The 15,317-nt window shown below is 46.7% G+C and carries 20 protein-coding genes; 15 read left to right on the top strand and 5 right to left on the bottom strand.

Annotated elements, in window-relative coordinates; all coding sequences use genetic code 11:
• Nucleotide 1: 1 nt before the first annotated feature.
• From sctR to sctN, 5 genes are read right to left on the bottom strand one after another with little or no spacing between them, the layout of a single operon-like run.
• On the bottom strand, nucleotides 2-655 hold the full coding sequence (gene sctR / locus V2H77_RS08680; RefSeq protein ID WP_049582484.1) for a type III secretion system export apparatus subunit SctR: 654 nt from the start codon (nucleotides 653-655) through the stop codon (nucleotides 2-4).
• Nucleotides 652-1,581: a type III secretion system cytoplasmic ring protein SctQ gene (gene sctQ, locus V2H77_RS08675; RefSeq protein WP_341498479.1), complete on the bottom strand. Its 930-nt coding sequence runs from the start codon at nucleotides 1,579-1,581 to the stop codon at nucleotides 652-654. Before sctQ ends, sctR begins: the two co-directional genes overlap by 4 nt.
• Nucleotides 1,578-2,759 (bottom strand): type III secretion system needle length determinant, encoded by a 1,182-nt coding sequence (locus tag V2H77_RS08670; RefSeq protein WP_341498478.1) that lies wholly within the window; start codon nucleotides 2,757-2,759, stop codon nucleotides 1,578-1,580. Before V2H77_RS08670 ends, sctQ begins: the two co-directional genes overlap by 4 nt.
• A gap of 11 nt (nucleotides 2,760-2,770) precedes the next feature.
• A complete protein-coding gene (locus V2H77_RS08665) occupies nucleotides 2,771-3,232 on the bottom strand; it encodes a type III secretion protein (RefSeq protein WP_265378802.1) in 462 nt (153 codons plus the stop codon).
• Nucleotides 3,232-4,554: a type III secretion system ATPase SctN gene (sctN, locus tag V2H77_RS08660; protein ID WP_341498477.1), complete on the bottom strand. Its 1,323-nt coding sequence runs from the start codon at nucleotides 4,552-4,554 to the stop codon at nucleotides 3,232-3,234. Before sctN ends, V2H77_RS08665 begins: the two co-directional genes overlap by 1 nt.
• 305 nt (nucleotides 4,555-4,859) lie before the next feature.
• On the opposite strand from sctN, the gene sctW reads away from it, so the two are divergent.
• From sctW to V2H77_RS08585, 15 genes are all read left to right on the top strand, one after another.
• Nucleotides 4,860-5,732: a type III secretion system gatekeeper subunit SctW gene (sctW, locus tag V2H77_RS08655; protein ID WP_341498476.1), complete on the top strand. Its 873-nt coding sequence runs from the start codon at nucleotides 4,860-4,862 to the stop codon at nucleotides 5,730-5,732.
• Nucleotides 5,713-6,000 carry a TyeA family type III secretion system gatekeeper subunit gene (locus V2H77_RS08650; protein WP_049582478.1) on the top strand — a complete coding sequence of 96 codons (288 nt, stop codon included), beginning with the start codon at nucleotides 5,713-5,715 and terminating at the stop codon, nucleotides 5,998-6,000. Before sctW ends, V2H77_RS08650 begins: the two co-directional genes overlap by 20 nt.
• The gene (sycN, locus tag V2H77_RS08645) at nucleotides 5,997-6,368 is read left to right on the top strand and encodes a type III secretion chaperone SycN (protein WP_341498475.1); all 372 of its coding nucleotides are present in this window, start codon (nucleotides 5,997-5,999) and stop codon (nucleotides 6,366-6,368) included. Before V2H77_RS08650 ends, sycN begins: the two co-directional genes overlap by 4 nt.
• Nucleotides 6,365-6,730 carry a YscX family type III secretion system protein SctX gene (gene sctX / locus V2H77_RS08640; RefSeq protein WP_088373375.1) on the top strand — a complete coding sequence of 122 codons (366 nt, stop codon included), beginning with the start codon at nucleotides 6,365-6,367 and terminating at the stop codon, nucleotides 6,728-6,730. Before sycN ends, sctX begins: the two co-directional genes overlap by 4 nt.
• 2 nt (nucleotides 6,731-6,732) lie before the next feature.
• Nucleotides 6,733-7,062: a type III secretion system chaperone SctY gene (sctY, locus tag V2H77_RS08635; protein ID WP_341498474.1), complete on the top strand. Its 330-nt coding sequence runs from the start codon at nucleotides 6,733-6,735 to the stop codon at nucleotides 7,060-7,062.
• On the top strand, nucleotides 7,059-9,176 hold the full coding sequence (gene sctV, locus V2H77_RS08630; RefSeq protein WP_341498473.1) for a type III secretion system export apparatus subunit SctV: 2,118 nt from the start codon (nucleotides 7,059-7,061) through the stop codon (nucleotides 9,174-9,176). The genes sctY and sctV overlap by 4 nt, the downstream gene beginning before the upstream one ends.
• Nucleotides 9,173-9,607 (top strand): LcrR family type III secretion system chaperone, encoded by a 435-nt coding sequence (locus tag V2H77_RS08625; protein WP_341498472.1) that lies wholly within the window; start codon nucleotides 9,173-9,175, stop codon nucleotides 9,605-9,607. Before sctV ends, V2H77_RS08625 begins: the two co-directional genes overlap by 4 nt.
• Before the next feature lie 40 nt (nucleotides 9,608-9,647).
• Nucleotides 9,648-9,926, top strand: coding sequence for an LcrG family type III secretion system chaperone (locus tag V2H77_RS08620; protein WP_341498471.1), 279 nt, complete (start codon nucleotides 9,648-9,650; stop codon nucleotides 9,924-9,926).
• An 11-nt stretch (nucleotides 9,927-9,937) separates the two neighbouring features.
• Entirely contained in the window at nucleotides 9,938-10,900 is a 963-nt protein-coding gene (locus V2H77_RS08615; protein ID WP_341498470.1) for a virulence-associated V antigen, read from the top strand.
• 9 nt (nucleotides 10,901-10,909) lie between these two features.
• The gene (locus V2H77_RS08610) at nucleotides 10,910-11,416 is read left to right on the top strand and encodes a SycD/LcrH family type III secretion system chaperone (protein ID WP_265378811.1); all 507 of its coding nucleotides are present in this window, start codon (nucleotides 10,910-10,912) and stop codon (nucleotides 11,414-11,416) included.
• Complete coding sequence (gene sctE / locus V2H77_RS08605) at nucleotides 11,400-12,641, top strand: type III secretion system translocon subunit SctE (RefSeq protein WP_341498469.1); 1,242 nt, start codon at nucleotides 11,400-11,402, stop codon at nucleotides 12,639-12,641. The genes V2H77_RS08610 and sctE overlap by 17 nt, the downstream gene beginning before the upstream one ends.
• Before the next feature lie 12 nt (nucleotides 12,642-12,653).
• Nucleotides 12,654-13,541, top strand: coding sequence for a YopD family type III secretion system translocon subunit (locus V2H77_RS08600; RefSeq protein WP_341498468.1), 888 nt, complete (start codon nucleotides 12,654-12,656; stop codon nucleotides 13,539-13,541).
• Between the two features lie 386 nt (nucleotides 13,542-13,927).
• On the top strand, nucleotides 13,928-14,371 hold the full coding sequence (locus V2H77_RS08595; protein WP_341498467.1) for a type III secretion system chaperone: 444 nt from the start codon (nucleotides 13,928-13,930) through the stop codon (nucleotides 14,369-14,371).
• Nucleotides 14,368-14,601: a T3SS regulon translocated regulator ExsE family protein gene (locus V2H77_RS08590; RefSeq protein ID WP_341498466.1), complete on the top strand. Its 234-nt coding sequence runs from the start codon at nucleotides 14,368-14,370 to the stop codon at nucleotides 14,599-14,601. Before V2H77_RS08595 ends, V2H77_RS08590 begins: the two co-directional genes overlap by 4 nt.
• Nucleotides 14,598-14,987, top strand: coding sequence for a YscW family type III secretion system pilotin (locus V2H77_RS08585; RefSeq protein ID WP_341498465.1), 390 nt, complete (start codon nucleotides 14,598-14,600; stop codon nucleotides 14,985-14,987). The genes V2H77_RS08590 and V2H77_RS08585 overlap by 4 nt, the downstream gene beginning before the upstream one ends.
• Nucleotides 14,988-15,317 lie beyond the last annotated feature (330 nt).

Raw genomic sequence — 15,317 nt, 5'->3', positions numbered from 1 at the left:
TTCAATCTCCATAACTGATGACAAGGCCGTGTGTCAGGCGTGTCCAGCCATCAAGCAGGACAAATAACAGTAATTTGAAAGGAAGAGAGATCGTCATTGGAGAAACCATCATCATCCCCATTGCGAGCAGAATGTTAGAAATAATGAGATCGATGGCAATAAATGGTAGATAAAGAAGAAACCCAATTTCAAAAGCTCGGGTTAATTCACTGACGGTAAAGGCGGGCAACAGTATCAATAGGCTGTCTGGTTCTAGACGATCCGCATACTGGCTTGGCCAAATTTGTCGGGTACTGTCGATAAAGAAAGTACGTTCACTGGGCTTAATATGTTGTTTGAGAAAATTCCGGTAAGGTGTCAGTCCCTCTTCCACAAATTTCTCTACTGATTGTGCGTTGCTGAATGAAACTTCATTTTGACGCAGGTAATCTTGGGTGGCGAAACCCACCGGAGCCATCACATAGATAGTGAGGATAATTGCCAATCCGTACATAGCCATGTTAGGCGGGATCTGCTGCACGCCTAATGCGTTACGTAGTAAAGAAAATACTACGGCCAGTTTAAGAAAAGAGGTTGCCATCACTGCAATAAAGGGAAGCAGAGACAGCAAAGCCAGACCGATGATAAGATCCAATTCGTTCGGTAGCTGGATCATGATTGTTTCTCCACGGAGAGATGCTCGACTCTTACTCCCAAACGCCCCTCGATATCCACCAACCGACCTGAACCCAGGTGTTTCTGATTGACAAGAATACGTACTGTACCGTCTGAGGGAACACCAAGATCGAGTAATGAACCGGGTTGCAGGCTGGTGAGTGTCTGTAGATCCAAGGTCTGACGGCCTACTTCAAAGCTGACATGAACCTCCAGGTCGTTTAAGTCCGTTACTGGCAGAGTGTTGTCAGAATTGTCAGGAGAGGGGATGTGCATAGTGATTAACTCCAGTGTATGGTCATGGCATTTAAAGTAGGCCCAAGGGCGTCCTTCCAGATACGCTAATAAAGGGGTATCTGGTTGTTGCTGTGGGGGAAGTAGCAGCACATCTCCTGATTCCAGAGTGCGAAATGCATCTAAAGTCAGGGTTATTGCCCCCCATTGCAGAGAAAGTTGTAATGGAATAGACAGGTGCTCGCCAGGTTGACGTTCTGGCAATATGGCAATTAAGGGGGATGGTTCTGGTAACCAGAGCGGCAATGTGGCTCCTGGTCGTTCAAGGCGTAGTTGTAAGCAAGCTGATAAAAGACGTTCTGACGTATTACGCAGTGCTGACCATGACAGAGTGGGTAGCACTTTGCTCTGATATTCCAGTAGAGCCAACAGCAGATCTTGAGGGAGCGAGGTAAGATTCGCTTGTTGCAGATCAGGCGCGAGCCACAACGCTAATTCGGCTGCATGGCAGTAAAAGGAAAAAGTTTGTCCCTGCCAATGGGCGATCAGTATCCTGTCCAACGTTTGTGGTGGGGAGACGATATCCAGGGAAAGATAGCTATTATCCCAACTAAATTGTTGCTGGTGGCGACTCAGGGTTTGATGCAGCGTTAATTCTTCCAATGAAACTTTGGATAAGGTTAGGTCATTCATGCATCTTTTTTCCATTCTTCATATATGCTGCGACGTTGACGCGATCCATGTTCGCCATCCGTTTGAGGCGGAAGGGAGAGTTCAACAGTTTGTGTTGGGTAAAGAAGTTGTAAACGTTCAATCAGTTCAAAGCGTGCCTGTTTCAATATTTGTTGAGCAGCCGGATTCGCCAAAATCTCGATTTGAAGTTTGCCATGCTCGTTGGTGAGTTGGATCTCAAGCGCCCCCAAGCTAGGGAGTGTCAGATGTAATGTCGCCGGACGCTGCTGTGTTAGGTCGATGTTGATCTCCACGCTCAGTTTATCGATCAATGCTTCCAAAAGAGGAGATATAGTTGAAGTTGCTTGCATCGTGGCGAGGATGCGCTCTCCTGGCAGGAGTGGCGCTTGTGGGATGAAAGGTGTTTTCCCGTCTGATCCGCCAGAGTAAGAGGATTGAGAGTCAGACTCTTTTGGCTTTGCTACCAACAAATGGTAGGTCTCGATTTCAGCTAGTGTTTTTCTTTCCGCAATGTTGATGTCGTTGACATGGCGGGCAGGTATAGGTAAAGCCAAGTCTGCCTGTTGGTGAGGAGTAGCACTGTGTTGTGTGTCTAGCTGAGATGGGGATCGGCCAGGTGTTGTTTGCATTCCTGTATGATATGCCGGTTCATTGTTTGCGTCTTGCAGTACAGGAATGTCGGTTGTGTCAGGATTGGAAGTCACAGTGATATCAGCCGGTTTTAGGCCAAAATCAGACAAAGTATTCAGGTTCGACTGACGTGTTGGGATTCCGGGTGCTGACAGAGACTCTCCTATCTCGCTAGCAATTTCGCTAAGACGGTGAACAGAGTCTGATAAGCTTTTTTTCTGATTTTGAGGCCGCACAGGTATGTCATGGCTTGGTAATGGTAAGGCTTGCCTGCGCGGATCATCAATTGCCAGAATTGCAGGTTGGGGAGAGTCGGATGAGGGAAACTCCTCATCTGAGTCATGTGTGGCATGTTGCTCCGCGGTTTTATTGTTTGCTGTCGTGTTAGTTAACGGTTGTTCCGTCCGCCGTGTGGTTGACTGGCGTGTGTTGGCGGTGTGAGAGGAGATAGCTTGCTCGAAACGGCGTTGCAAATCTGCGTCTGCCTCTGCGGGGGACGACGTTGGGAGGGAGGAGACACCTTTGCCGATAGCTGTCAGTGGGTTCATACTCTTCTGTTTTACACTCTTTCTTGGCGATGGAACTCTTCTTGTTCCAGCTCTTCCTGGTATTCACCTTGGGCACGGATCGCCTCCTGCTGCTGACGACCCAATTCATTAAATTTTTCTTGCTGCTGGCGTGCATGGTGCAGTACACGCTGACACTCTTGTAATTGACGGAGTTCCTGCTCCACTTTTTCTTTCATTTCAGCCGCTTGTTTTTCCAGTTGCGCTTCATTTTCGCGCAACAGGGCAACTTGTTGTTGCCAGCGTTCAAGGCCCTTACGGTCAATCGGTTGGCCCTGACACAGTTCAAAAAGCCGTTGTTCTTCTTCTATTCGCCATTGACAGTAATCTCGCAAGGCTTGCAAAGCCTGTTGATGGTTTTGACGGGCCATTTGCAGTTTCATTTGTTGCAGGGAAAAATGTTTTTCAGCGCGTTCGACGCGTAAGGCTTTTATACGTTGTAAACGGCTAATCATTATTTTGTTATCTGCTGTAGTAGCGCTAAAGTTTGCGGTAAATCACTTGGCTCATGAGTGCCTTGGCGTAACCAATTACGTATTGCTTCAATGCGTGCAATGGCAGTGTCGGCAACGGGATCTTGCCCCTTTTGGTATTCTCCAATCTGTAACAAAAGCTCTACTTCTTCATATTTAGCCAACCAGTTGCGCAACAGCCCGGCCTGAGCCTGATGTTCAGGGGTGACAATTTGATTCATTACCCTACTGGCGGAACGTAACACATCAATAGCTGGATAGTGATTAGCCGCAGCTAACTTGCGTGACAAGATAATGTGACCATCAAGAATAGAACGGGTCTCATCTGCCACAGGTTCTGTCATGTCATCGCCTTCCACCAATACGGTATAGAGGGCGGTAATCGAACCTTTGTCGGATTGACCCGCACGTTCCATTAATCGTGGCAAAGCAGCGAACACTGACGGGGGGTAACCACGTCGGGTTGGCGGTTCGCCAGCCGCTAAACCTATTTCTCGTTGCGCGCGGGCGAAACGGGTCACAGAATCCATCAGTAGAAGTACACGTTTGCCTTGATCACGAAAATATTCAGCGATTGACGTGGCGACAAACCCCGCTTTAGCTCGCTCCATTGCCGGGCGATCTGAGGTCGCGACCACCAGCACTGAACGTTTTAACCCCTCTTCACCGAGGTCCGATTCGATAAATTCTCGCACTTCACGTCCACGTTCACCGATGAGCGCCAGCACGGTAACATCAACTTCGGCACTGCGAATCAACGTAGATAGCAGCGTACTTTTTCCGCCGCCAGCCGCGGCAAAAATCCCCATACGTTGGCCTTCACCGCAGGTGAGTAAGCCATCAATAGCACGCACGCCAAGAGAGAGCGGGTGTTCAATTCGTTTGCGGCTCATGGGAGCAGGCGCATCTCGGTAAACCGGATACAAGGCTTGTGGTTCCGGCAATTGGCCGCCGGAAAACGGATTACCTAGCCCATCAAGGACTTGCCCTAACAGGTAATCACCCACGCCAACTTGGTGCATGGCTCCAGTTGGACTGACTTCAGTATTTGAAGAAATGCCGAACATTTCACCAAGCGGCGTTAACAAGGCTTGATGTTGTTGGAACCCAATTACCTCCGCCAAAAGCGACAGCGTGTTGTCAGGATTGCGTAAGTGACAAAGTTCACCTATCCGTACACCGGGAATAACGGCTTTAAGTAGTGTACCCGTGACCTGAGTAACCCTGCCGCGGATTTGAATTAGCCGGCATTCATTAATGGCGTGGCGCATTTGGCCGGGAATATGGTCAAGGGAAAGCTTCATGATCGTTTATATAACCTCTGCTGCGAACACTATAAAGAAGGGAAAGGGGAAGGGATTGCAACCTGAGTCGGGAGTTTTTAGAAAATGGTTGGAGTTTGCCTGGACGTTCTCTGCTTTACCGGTGAGCTTTCCTATTTTATTCACGGCGTATTGTTCATGTTTGATGAGCTTTATACCGGCTTAATAGAACTCTGCCTTGAGTTACGGCGGATTTTGCTAAAAATTCACGACTGATTTTGGCATAGGCATTGGGACGGTATCTTTATAATTTGTTCATTATTAACTCTGATATGACAAGGTAGACTATGGATATTATCCAGAATCATCTTCATTCGATAACTTTATCAGAACCGGGCGCCGGGGTTGCCGCACAACAGGAGCAGGCTAAGGTCGGTCAGTTTCAGGGAGAGAAAGTCGTGTTGGTATCGGCATCTCAATCTTTTGCTGATGCGGCCGAAGAGATGACCTTTGCCTTTTCGGAGCGCAAGGATATGCCTCTCTCCAAACGTAAAGTTAGCGATGGGCATGCCAGGGTGCGAGAAATTGAGGCGCTGGTGGGTGAATATTTGCAGAAGGTGCCGGATTTGGAGCGTCAACAAAAGGTCAAAGCATTGATCTCTCACTTAAATAGCGCTCAACTGACTAATATTGCTCAATTACAGGCTTATCTGGAAAGTTTCTCTGGAGAGGTGAGCGAACAATTCTATGCGCTAAGTCAGGCCCGTGATGCGCTGGCAGGCAGGCCAGAGGCGCATGCCATATTGACATTGGTTGAACAGGAGTTGTCACGTTTAGCGCAAGAGCAAGGGATTGCTATCGAGTTGGGAGCGCGCATTACGCCTGATGCCACGACAGCCGCTAAAAATGGGGTTGGCAATTTGCAGGCATTGCGCAACATCTATCGTGATGCAGTTATGGATTATCAAGGGCTGTCGGCTGCCTGGCGGGATATTCAATCCAATTTCAAGAGTAGCTCCCTGATGGAAGTAACAGGATTCATCATGAAAGCGTTAAGTGCTGATCTTGATAGCCAACAGCGGCAACTTGATCCTGTTAAGTTGGAACGTGTGATGAGTGACATGCATAAACTCCGTTTGCTTAACAGCTTATCGGTTCAGGTTGAGCAGTTATGGAAAAGCGTGATAGGGGGAGAAAGTCATGGCATACGGGCCTTCTGACCTTATGGGGGATGTCGTTTCTCTGGTTGAGAAACGTTGGGCCAATGTGCGGGATGTTGAAATGCTCGGTCATGCTTTGGGATTGCAGGATAGCCAAACTCAAATTCATTTCTACCGGGAGTTGAAACGGGTGATTAGATTGATTCCGGTAGAAGTATTCAGTGATGAAGAACAGCGCCAAAACCTGCTAAATGCTTGTCAACTGGCGCTGGATACAGCAATTGAGAGAGAAGAAGACGAATTGTGGTCGGGAGAGGGAGCGCCATGAACTGGATAGAACCACAGTTACTCCAGTTTTGTCAGGATTTGGGTATGGAGATGTCTGATGTTTCTAGCCCCTTGATCCAAATTGATTTTGAGTATTCTGGTACATTACAAATTGAACGCTATGGTGGCGCGTTAACACTTTGGTTGGCCAGCGAAATTCCTTGGCATCAGGGAAAAGAGGTAATGGTTAAGGCGATGCTGCTCACTTTCAGTGGTCAAGGGCCTGAACTGCCCTTGCGTTGTGGCTGGTTGGGGGAAGATCGCCTGTTATTGTTTGTGACACTAGATGAACGAGAGATAACCTTGCCCTTGCTGCATCAGGCATTTCGCTCTTTATTAAGAGTACAGCGTGAGGTGCTCGCTTCGTGAGCAAAATCGCTGCCGCCCATATAGGAATTGAACAACTAACGGCGATCAGCCGGGAAGAGATAGGGGTTAGTTTACCTGATCGCTATGCGTTATTACCCGATGGTCAATCTGTTGAGACTCACTCTGCACGTCTTTATCCCGCTAACAAGGCTGATCAGGCTTTGTTGGCTTTCGCCTGCCCGCAAGATGGGTTTCACTCTCTGTTGCGTCCACATGATTTCCGTCAGGCGGTTAGTAGTCTGCGTACAATTTTGCAACAAGATAATGACGTCAGGGTACAGCATGCTGTCTCCCTGTTGGAAAAAATGAATCAAGATGAACAGTTGTTGCAGATGGCTCTGCATCTGTTGCACAAGGTATGACCATGACTCTCAGTGCTAAACAGCAGAGCGCTTTGTTGCTGCTCGGCTGGCTTCAACTTCAATACGGTCATCCTGACCGAGCTCGTATTTTATTGGATGCATTACTGGCTTTGCATCCTGAACATCAGGAAGGGCGCCGTGCCCTGGTGGTTTCATTACTTAAACTGCAAGAGGGGAGCATGGCAAAAGAACATTGCACGCTCTTAGAAGAGCAGGGTGAGCAAAGCGCCGCTCTCTGGCTTTGTATTAGCCGCGCCTGTCAACAAGAGGGGAACTTGGAAGAAGCACGCAGTGCTTATCAGCGTTATCTCGCTCAAGGGGCCCTATTATGAGCCGTGGGCTTGAGTTATTGCGTTTGATTGGCGAGCGTAAAGACATCATGTTGGCAATATTGTTGCTAGCTGTGGTTTTCATGATGGTATTACCGCTTCCGCCTATTCTGCTTGACATTTTGATCGCCATTAATATGACCATCTCTGTTGTGCTTATGATGATGGCGGTCTATATCAATTCGCCTTTGCAGTTTTCCGCCTTTCCTGCGGTTTTGCTGGTCACCACGCTGTTTCGTTTGGCGCTTTCCGTCAGTACCACTCGAATGATCCTTCTGCAAGCGGATGCCGGGAAGATAGTCTATACCTTTGGTAATTTCGTTGTCGGCGGCAACCTGATAGTCGGGATAGTGATCTTCCTGATTATTACTATTGTGCAATTTATCGTTATAACCAAAGGTTCGGAACGCGTAGCTGAGGTTAGTGCTCGTTTTTCCCTTGATGCCATGCCCGGTAAGCAGATGAGTATCGACGGAGATATGCGTGCCGGCGTTATTGACGTTAATGAAGCCAGGGAGAGGCGCAGCATTATCGAAAAAGAGAGCCAGATGTTTGGCTCGATGGATGGTGCGATGAAATTTGTTAAGGGTGATGCGATTGCGAGTCTCCTTATCATCTTTGTCAACATTTTGGGCGGGATAACCATAGGCGTCACTCAGAAAGGGATGTCGGCGGCTGATGCATTGCAGCTCTACGCCATTTTGACCGTTGGTGATGGCATGGTCTCTCAGGTTCCGGCACTACTGATCGCTATCACTGCGGGCATCATTGTTACGCGGGTTTCGTCGGAAGACTCCTCGGATCTGGGTAATGAGATTGGCGAGCAGGTCGTTGCCCAACCAAAGGCACTGCTGATTGGCGGTGTTTTATTGGTGTTATTTGGCCTGATTCCGGGATTCCCTACATTAACTTTCTTCATGCTTGCACTGGTGGTAGCGGGTGGCGGTTATTTTCTATTCCAACGCCAGCGGCAAGCCAGCGCCAGCCAGCAAGCGGATCTTCCTAGCCTATTAGCCCAAGGTGCAGGCGCACCGGCAGCCAAACCTAAACCCAAGAGCGGCAGTAAGGCCAAAGCTGGAAAGCTTGGTGAGAAAGAGGAATTTGCTATGACAGTTCCTTTACTTATTGATGTAGATGCGGGATTACAGGCTGAGCTAGAAGCTATTTCACTGAATGATGAATTGATACGGGTACGACGCGCCCTGTATTTGGATTTGGGCGTACCATTTCCCGGTATCCACTTACGCTTTAATGAGGGAATGAAGGAAGGGGAATATCTGATCCAGCTACAAGAGGTGCCTGTTGCCCGTGGTCGGTTGCGTTCAGCGCATTTACTGGTGCAGGAACCGGTCAGCCAATTGGAATTACTGGCTATCCCTTATGAAGAAGGGGAACCTCTATTACCTAATCAGCCCACCCTGTGGGTAGCCGAAGCACATCAGGAACGTTTGGTGAAGTCCGGGCTGGCGTTTTTATCAATGTCTCAGGTGATCACCTGGCATTTGTCACATGTGCTGCGGGAATATGCCGAAGATTTTATTGGTGTGCAGGAAACCCGTTATCTTCTGGAACAGATGGAGGGTAGTTATGGTGAATTGGTCAAGGAGGCCATGCGCATAATTCCATTGCAGCGGATGACTGAGATATTGCAACGGTTGGTCGGTGAGGACATCTCTATTCGCAATACGCGCGCGATTCTTGAAGCTATGGTGGTATGGGGCCAGAAGGAAAAAGACGTAGTGCAGTTGACGGAATATATTCGCAGCAGTCTCAAGCGTTATATCTGTTACAAGTATGCTAATGGTAACAATATCTTGCCCGCTTATCTGTTGGATCAGCAGGTAGAGGAGCAGATTCGGAGTGGTATTCGTCAAACGAGCGCAGGTAGTTATCTGGCGCTGGACCCCGCGGTGACGCAAAGTTTCCTTGAACAGATGAAAAAAACGGTGGGCGATCTAACGCAGATGCAGAATAAGCCGGTGTTGATCGTATCAATGGATATTCGCCGTTATGTACGTAAGTTAATTGAAGGTGATCACCACGGCTTGCCAGTGCTTTCGTATCAAGAGTTGACTCAACAGATCAATATCCAACCGCTTGGTAGGGTATGCCTATGAACCCTGATCCGCTTATCCCTTGGTTTGAGGAGCGAGGTTATTCGGTGCAGCCTCACTGTATGGGGAATAGCCCAATTCCTCTTGGCTGGCGTGTGTGGAGTGAAGGCTGTGAAATTGCTTGGCGCTATGATGCGCCGCGAGTTTGGATTGTGATGTTACGCCGTACTCGGCAGCGCCGAGGTCTTGCTAATCCATTTGCGCCTCTTTATCTGTTGGCGCAAGCAACGATGGCAGTGTTTGGGCCCGGTAGCCGCCTTTATGGTCAAGTTAATACTTTGGTTGACTCTCCCCTGAATGATGAACGTTTGGCTCGGTTTTACCGCCGCTGGACAGGCGCGAGTGAAGTCGCGCCTGGCTGGTTCGAGTTAGAAGCCAGTTGCGTTATATCGTTACATCAAATGAGAAAACAACAAAAAAAAGTCCAACTTTGACAGGAAGAATCAATATCTCTCTTTATTATAGGAGTCACTGATGCAAGAGAAACCTAACGCCAAAGTACTGCAAGCTGCTGAGGCGGCCATTAAGGACAGCGATCACAGACTGCAACTGTTGCAGGAGATGTGGCAGTCTCTTGGCATCAGCCCCAATGTGGGTACAGAACTGTTTGGTCATACTGACGTTACTTTGGTTCAGAATGCTGAGCAAGAGTTGCTGACAGAAGTTAATCGCTTACGGAGCAACCAGCCTCCCTCTTTAGAAGAGGGAAAGCGTCTCCGTCGTCCACCTCGTATGCGTGGCATTATTGTATAAGGAGTTTGAAGGTGGAAATTAGGCCATATCAAAATGACTCACAACTTTTCTTAAAAGATCTGGAGAAGGTTTCGCTAGAGCAACTACAAGGTTCTGGATCTTCGGAGCTTGATGAGCTGGTTAAGCTTATTCTTGATAAAAAGATCAAGATTGAAGCAAAGTATGATTCGAATAGGGATAAGAAGGTATTTAACGACGTGGTCATTACTAAGGATGGTAAAGACGATGAAGGACTCCTGAAAAAACTGATTGCCTATTTTCTGCCAGCGGATGCTGTTGTTAAGGGTGGTCACTTAGATAGCCAAATAAAAAACGGGATCGAGAATCTTAAATCTTTCTTGAATAGCCCAACATTCAAAACTGACTGGACATTAAGAGATTTCCTAGCTGCGGTTCATTTTAATTTAACGCCGGATCGTCTTGATGATGATGTAATCAATATATTTGTTTCTGTTATGTCAGGTCATGATAAAAAACGACGTGATTTGCGTGATGAATTGGCGGCATTGACCGCAGAGCTAAAGATTTACAGTGTTATCCAATCGGAGATTAATGCGAAATTAGCAGCTAATGGGGAGCTTAAGATTAATGATAGCAGCTCTTTCAATTTGCTGGACTATGAGAAGTATGGCTTTAGCGATGAAGCTGCTTTTAAGAAGAGTGCGGAATATAAGTTGTTGGACAAGATATCCTCTGGCCCAATCTCCATTAAGACATTTTTAGAAAGCCCAAATAAGCAAAGCGGCGCTATGACAGGTCTGGATAATTCTTACAAATATGACAAGGATAATAATAAGTTAGCCAACTTTTCGACTTCAGTTAATGATCGTATAAATCCACTAAATAACACTGTCCAGGAAAAAACAACGCGTTTAAATGAAGTGAGTTCCCGTTATAACGCGGCTATTGAAGCGTTAAACCGTTTTATCCAGAAATACGACAGCATTATGCGCAATATTCTCGGCGCAATTTAAGGAATGATTATGGAGCACCAAGAAACACCTACGACTTCTGACCAATATGCACAAGAGCTGGAATCTTTTCTTCATGATGGCGGCACCCTTGCCATGTTGAAAGATATTTCTAGTGATACGTTGGAGCAACTTTACTCGCTAGCGTTCAACCAGTATCAGTCAGGCAAATGGCAGGATGCACATAAGATATTCCAGGCTTTGTGTATGTTGGATCACTATGACTCCCGGTTCTTCCTTGGATTGGGGGCATGCCGTCAGGCAATGGGGCAACTGGAACAGGCCGTTCAAAGCTATAGCTACGGAGCGATGCTTGATATTAATGAACCCCGTTTTCCATTTCATGCTGCCGAATGTCTCCTGCAATTAGGAGAACTTGATGGGGCTGAGAGTGGCTTCTACTCGGCCCAACAGCTTGCGGCAGCTTCGCCGGAACAGGCCGCTTTGGCTGCCAGTTCTAGTGCAATGTTAGAAGCTATTACAATAAAAAGGACTCAGGAAAATGGTTCAAGTCAGTGAATCTAAAGTTCCTCAACCGGGGATCAACAGTTTTCAGGCTGATGAAATCCTCGCACCTCCTAAAAGCGGGGAGCTCGTTACGCCTAGTCAGGCGGGTAACTTGCTGTCTTCTGATGCGGCTAAGGCTAAGTCACGAGGAGTATCATTGCCAGCGCCATTGGCAGTGATGAATGCTCACCCTAAACCAGAAGACATGGTTAGGCTCGAATCAGATATGCAAGAGATGATGCAGACAAAAGAGCTATCAAAGGCGTTGATAATAAAGCAGATAGAATTGTTTTCTTCAAAGGAGATGATAGAAGGTTTGCTCTCATCTGAGGCAATAGAGATTGAATTGGGCAAATTGGTCAGCGAGCATGAGCGTAGTGAAACGAAGCTCAAGCTCCAAGATATCCAGCGAGCGCGTCAACAAAGCTTTCAGAAAATGGATGAGAACCAACAGAAGATCAAAGAAGCTGAAAATTCTGCTAAAGAGGCGCAGAAATCTGGATTATTTTCTAAGATTTTTGGCTGGATCAGTGCGATTGCTTCAATTGTGGTTGGTGCGATTATGGTTGCTACCGGCGTTGGTGCGGTAGCAGGCGCTTTGCTGATCGCTGGTGGGGTAATGGGCGTGGTTTCTCAGGGACTACAACAAGCGGCTCAAGATGGTTTAATCAGCAAGGAGACCATGAAATGGCTAGGGCCAGTTATAACCGCGATTGAGATTACGATGGCGGTGGCGGCGGCGGCGGTCAGTTTCGGTGGTTCAGCCGTCGGAATGATAGCCAAAATGGGCGCTAAGATGGGCAAAGCAGTCGCTGACGTGGCATCTAAGATTGGTAGTAAAGTTGTAGAGGTAGGGGCTAAGGTCGCGGCTGAGGTAGCATCCAAGGTCGCAGTAAAGGCGGCGGAGTTTTCTGTAAAAGTTGCTGGTACGACGGCAAATACTATGACTCATAGCTTGAAAGTGGGTATGCAGGTGAGCGATATAGTGGTTGATGTTGCTAATGGCACCGCTCAAACAACCAATGCTGCCTTCCAGAGTAAAGCGGCTAACCGGCAAGCTGATGTACAGCTCTCACGTAGCGAATTGACTGCATTTCAGGCTGTTATGGACAAGCTCAAAGAGGAGTTGTCCCAACTGGTAGAGTCTTTCCAACATGTGATGGAAATGATTTTCCAGATGCTTAATGCCAGAGGCGACATGATAAATAACCTTGCCAGCCGACCACAGGAAATTTAAGGAGTAATGAAGATGGAAGCTATTAATAATGCCAGCAGTTCTCAGGTAAGCAATGTCAATAACAGTGTTGATATTGTGATTGACAAAATCTCCATATCGACACCGACAACACATGAAGCCGCTATTCAACAGCCGGGAAAAGCTAAGCTTACAGATAAGGTTGAATTGATTGCACCGAAACAGGGCCTTGATCTCGGTCGCTTAGAAAATGTCCGGGAGCAGTTAACTAGCACGCTAGATATGTTGTCGCTACTTTTTGAGATTGCCAAAAAGATGCGTGAATTGGGTATCTTGCAGCGTGACACTGAAAATAAAGCGTCCATTGATGCGCAGAAGTCACAAGTGGATGAGATGCGACATGGCGCCAAACTGATGATTGCTATGGCTGTGGTCTCAGGTTTAATGACGCTTGGTTCAGGGCTGGTAGGTGGTTTCTCTACTTTTAAAAATAGTCAGGCAGTGAAACAGCAAAAGATATTGGAAAATAGGATTGCCGGCCGTAATGAATTGATCGACCTTAAGATGCAACAGTCCGGTATCAGAGATGCGGATCGAGCGGAGATTGGTAAGGTGTGGGAAAAAGATCAACTTGGTGATAAGAGAACCCTGGAACATTCTACCTTAACTATTAATATTCGTAATAACACCCAGCAGGTTTCGAGTTCAGTGATAAGCTCTTTGGCGAGTGTGGCTAATAATGCGGTGCAAGTAGAACAGGGACTTTCTCAGGCTAAAGCTAAGGAACATGAAGTGGATGCGTCTATTTCTCAGCATGAAAAACAAAAGAGTGAAGACCAAATTTCATCGACTATTAATTTCATGAGGGATGTTTTGCAATTATTGCAACAACTATCTCAGAGTCATAATCAAGCATGGCGCGCGGCGACTGGCGTAGTCTAATGCTGGCAGAGTAGATCCGTGTTGGATAATCAGTTTGAGCGTACCGGGAGGTGCGCTCTTATCGATGGATGCTGCTATTTGGGCTCGTTTTTAAAATCCACTAATAGCGTTAAAGGTAAAAGTATAGAAAAGCGAAAATACCAAATTAAGATTTTAATCTTTGACAGGCAGAATGTGTTAAGGAAAAAAAACACGCTCCTATGCTCTGGTGTTTGGTTTTTGATAATCACCGGAGTGACCTTTTTATTAAAAGAATTGCCCTTGAGTGACAGAGTCACAAAAGATGATGGTAGTAAACTGGCCCCCTTTTCTGCGGGAGTAACCCGTTTGCTTGACCATTCGGTAATTCAATTTGGTCTGATTGCCTTCTCTAGCAGGAGTAACCCATGGATGTGATAGCCATCGTCAACCAAGTTTTGGCTGAATTTGCTGCTAAATTCGGTTTGCCGCACCTAGCTTTAAATCATGAAGGTGTGGCTGCTCTCTGTTTTGATGAGCACCTTCACCTCTCTTTGATCTTAATTCCTGAGCGTGACCAGCTCGTTTTACAGATAGATGTAGCTGATATCACTGCGGTTGGCGAAGGGATTTTCCGTCAATTAGCCAGTTTTAATCGTCATTGGTATCAGTTTGATCTTCATTTTGGTTTTGATGAGTCAACGCTGATGGTACAGCTTTATCGGCAAATGTCCGCTAGCCGGCTAAATCTGGCTCTCTTTGAAGAAAGCCTTTCAAGTATGTTGGATCATGCTGAGTTTTGGCAGGAGTTATTGCAAGCTCAACTTCCGTCTGACTCTCAACAGAGCGAATCTTTGGGAATGCGAGTATGAAAATTGAAAATTCGTTACCCATTCATTTAACAAACGTGTCCCATGAAAATAATAGTCTTTGTTGTGGCCGTCGGGTTACATCAGGGCACATACCGCAAAATGTTCATGAGCCACTTTCTGCGGTGCTGAGTAGAGGTCTTGTCATGGGGCTTGAACATGAGACAACATTGCAGCGTTTGTTGGATGGGCAGCATACTCCGTTGGCACAACGTAGGATCAGCCTGCCATGACCAAAATAGGGCTGGTCTTGTTGTGTTTGCTAATTACTGGTTGTGTCAGTGAGGCTGTGGAGTATGAAGCATCACGTTTGATTGAGGGAGAGGTGACCATGCCGGTTTCTCTGCCCAAAACGGCAGACGTTGAGGTGTCGTTGCTTACTGTGGTTGAAGGCAAAGTGTTGACCGTGGGTGAGATGTATTATCGTTTGGATATGTTACCCCTCACTTTTTCTATGCGTTTAAGTCCACAGTTTTCTCATAGTGAGCTATTCTTAAGGGCTCGTTTACGTTGGGATGGGAAACGGGCAATACAGGCGAAAAGCCAACAACGAGTTGTTGCAGGAAAAAGAATTGTCGTGCAATTGTCTCCCTTACCGTGTTACCCAGAATGTCTATGAGTTTTATACCCGTTATCTTTTAAGCTGCCTCTTTGTTGGCTGCACTCGCTCACCCCGGTCACATAGTTCGCTATGCTCCCGGGGATTCACTCCCTTGCCGTCGCGATGCATCTTGAAATCCATAGGGTATAAATATTTCTTCATTAATAAATAAGGCAATAATATTGCCTTTTAAATTTTTAAATGCTATTTAATTTATATGTATTTATATCTAATGATTTTATGTGATATTTTATTATCCAGTTTAATCTGATGTTTTTTAATGTTAAATATCCATATAAGATAATAAGTTAATATTTCAATAGCTAATTTTACGATTATAATTAAATG

Source organism: Photorhabdus sp. P32, assembly GCF_038085095.1.
Lineage (GTDB): Bacteria > Pseudomonadota > Gammaproteobacteria > Enterobacterales > Enterobacteriaceae > Photorhabdus > Photorhabdus luminescens.
Note: the sequence above shows the minus strand (reverse complement) of the source record. Positions and strands in the feature narration are given on the sequence as shown.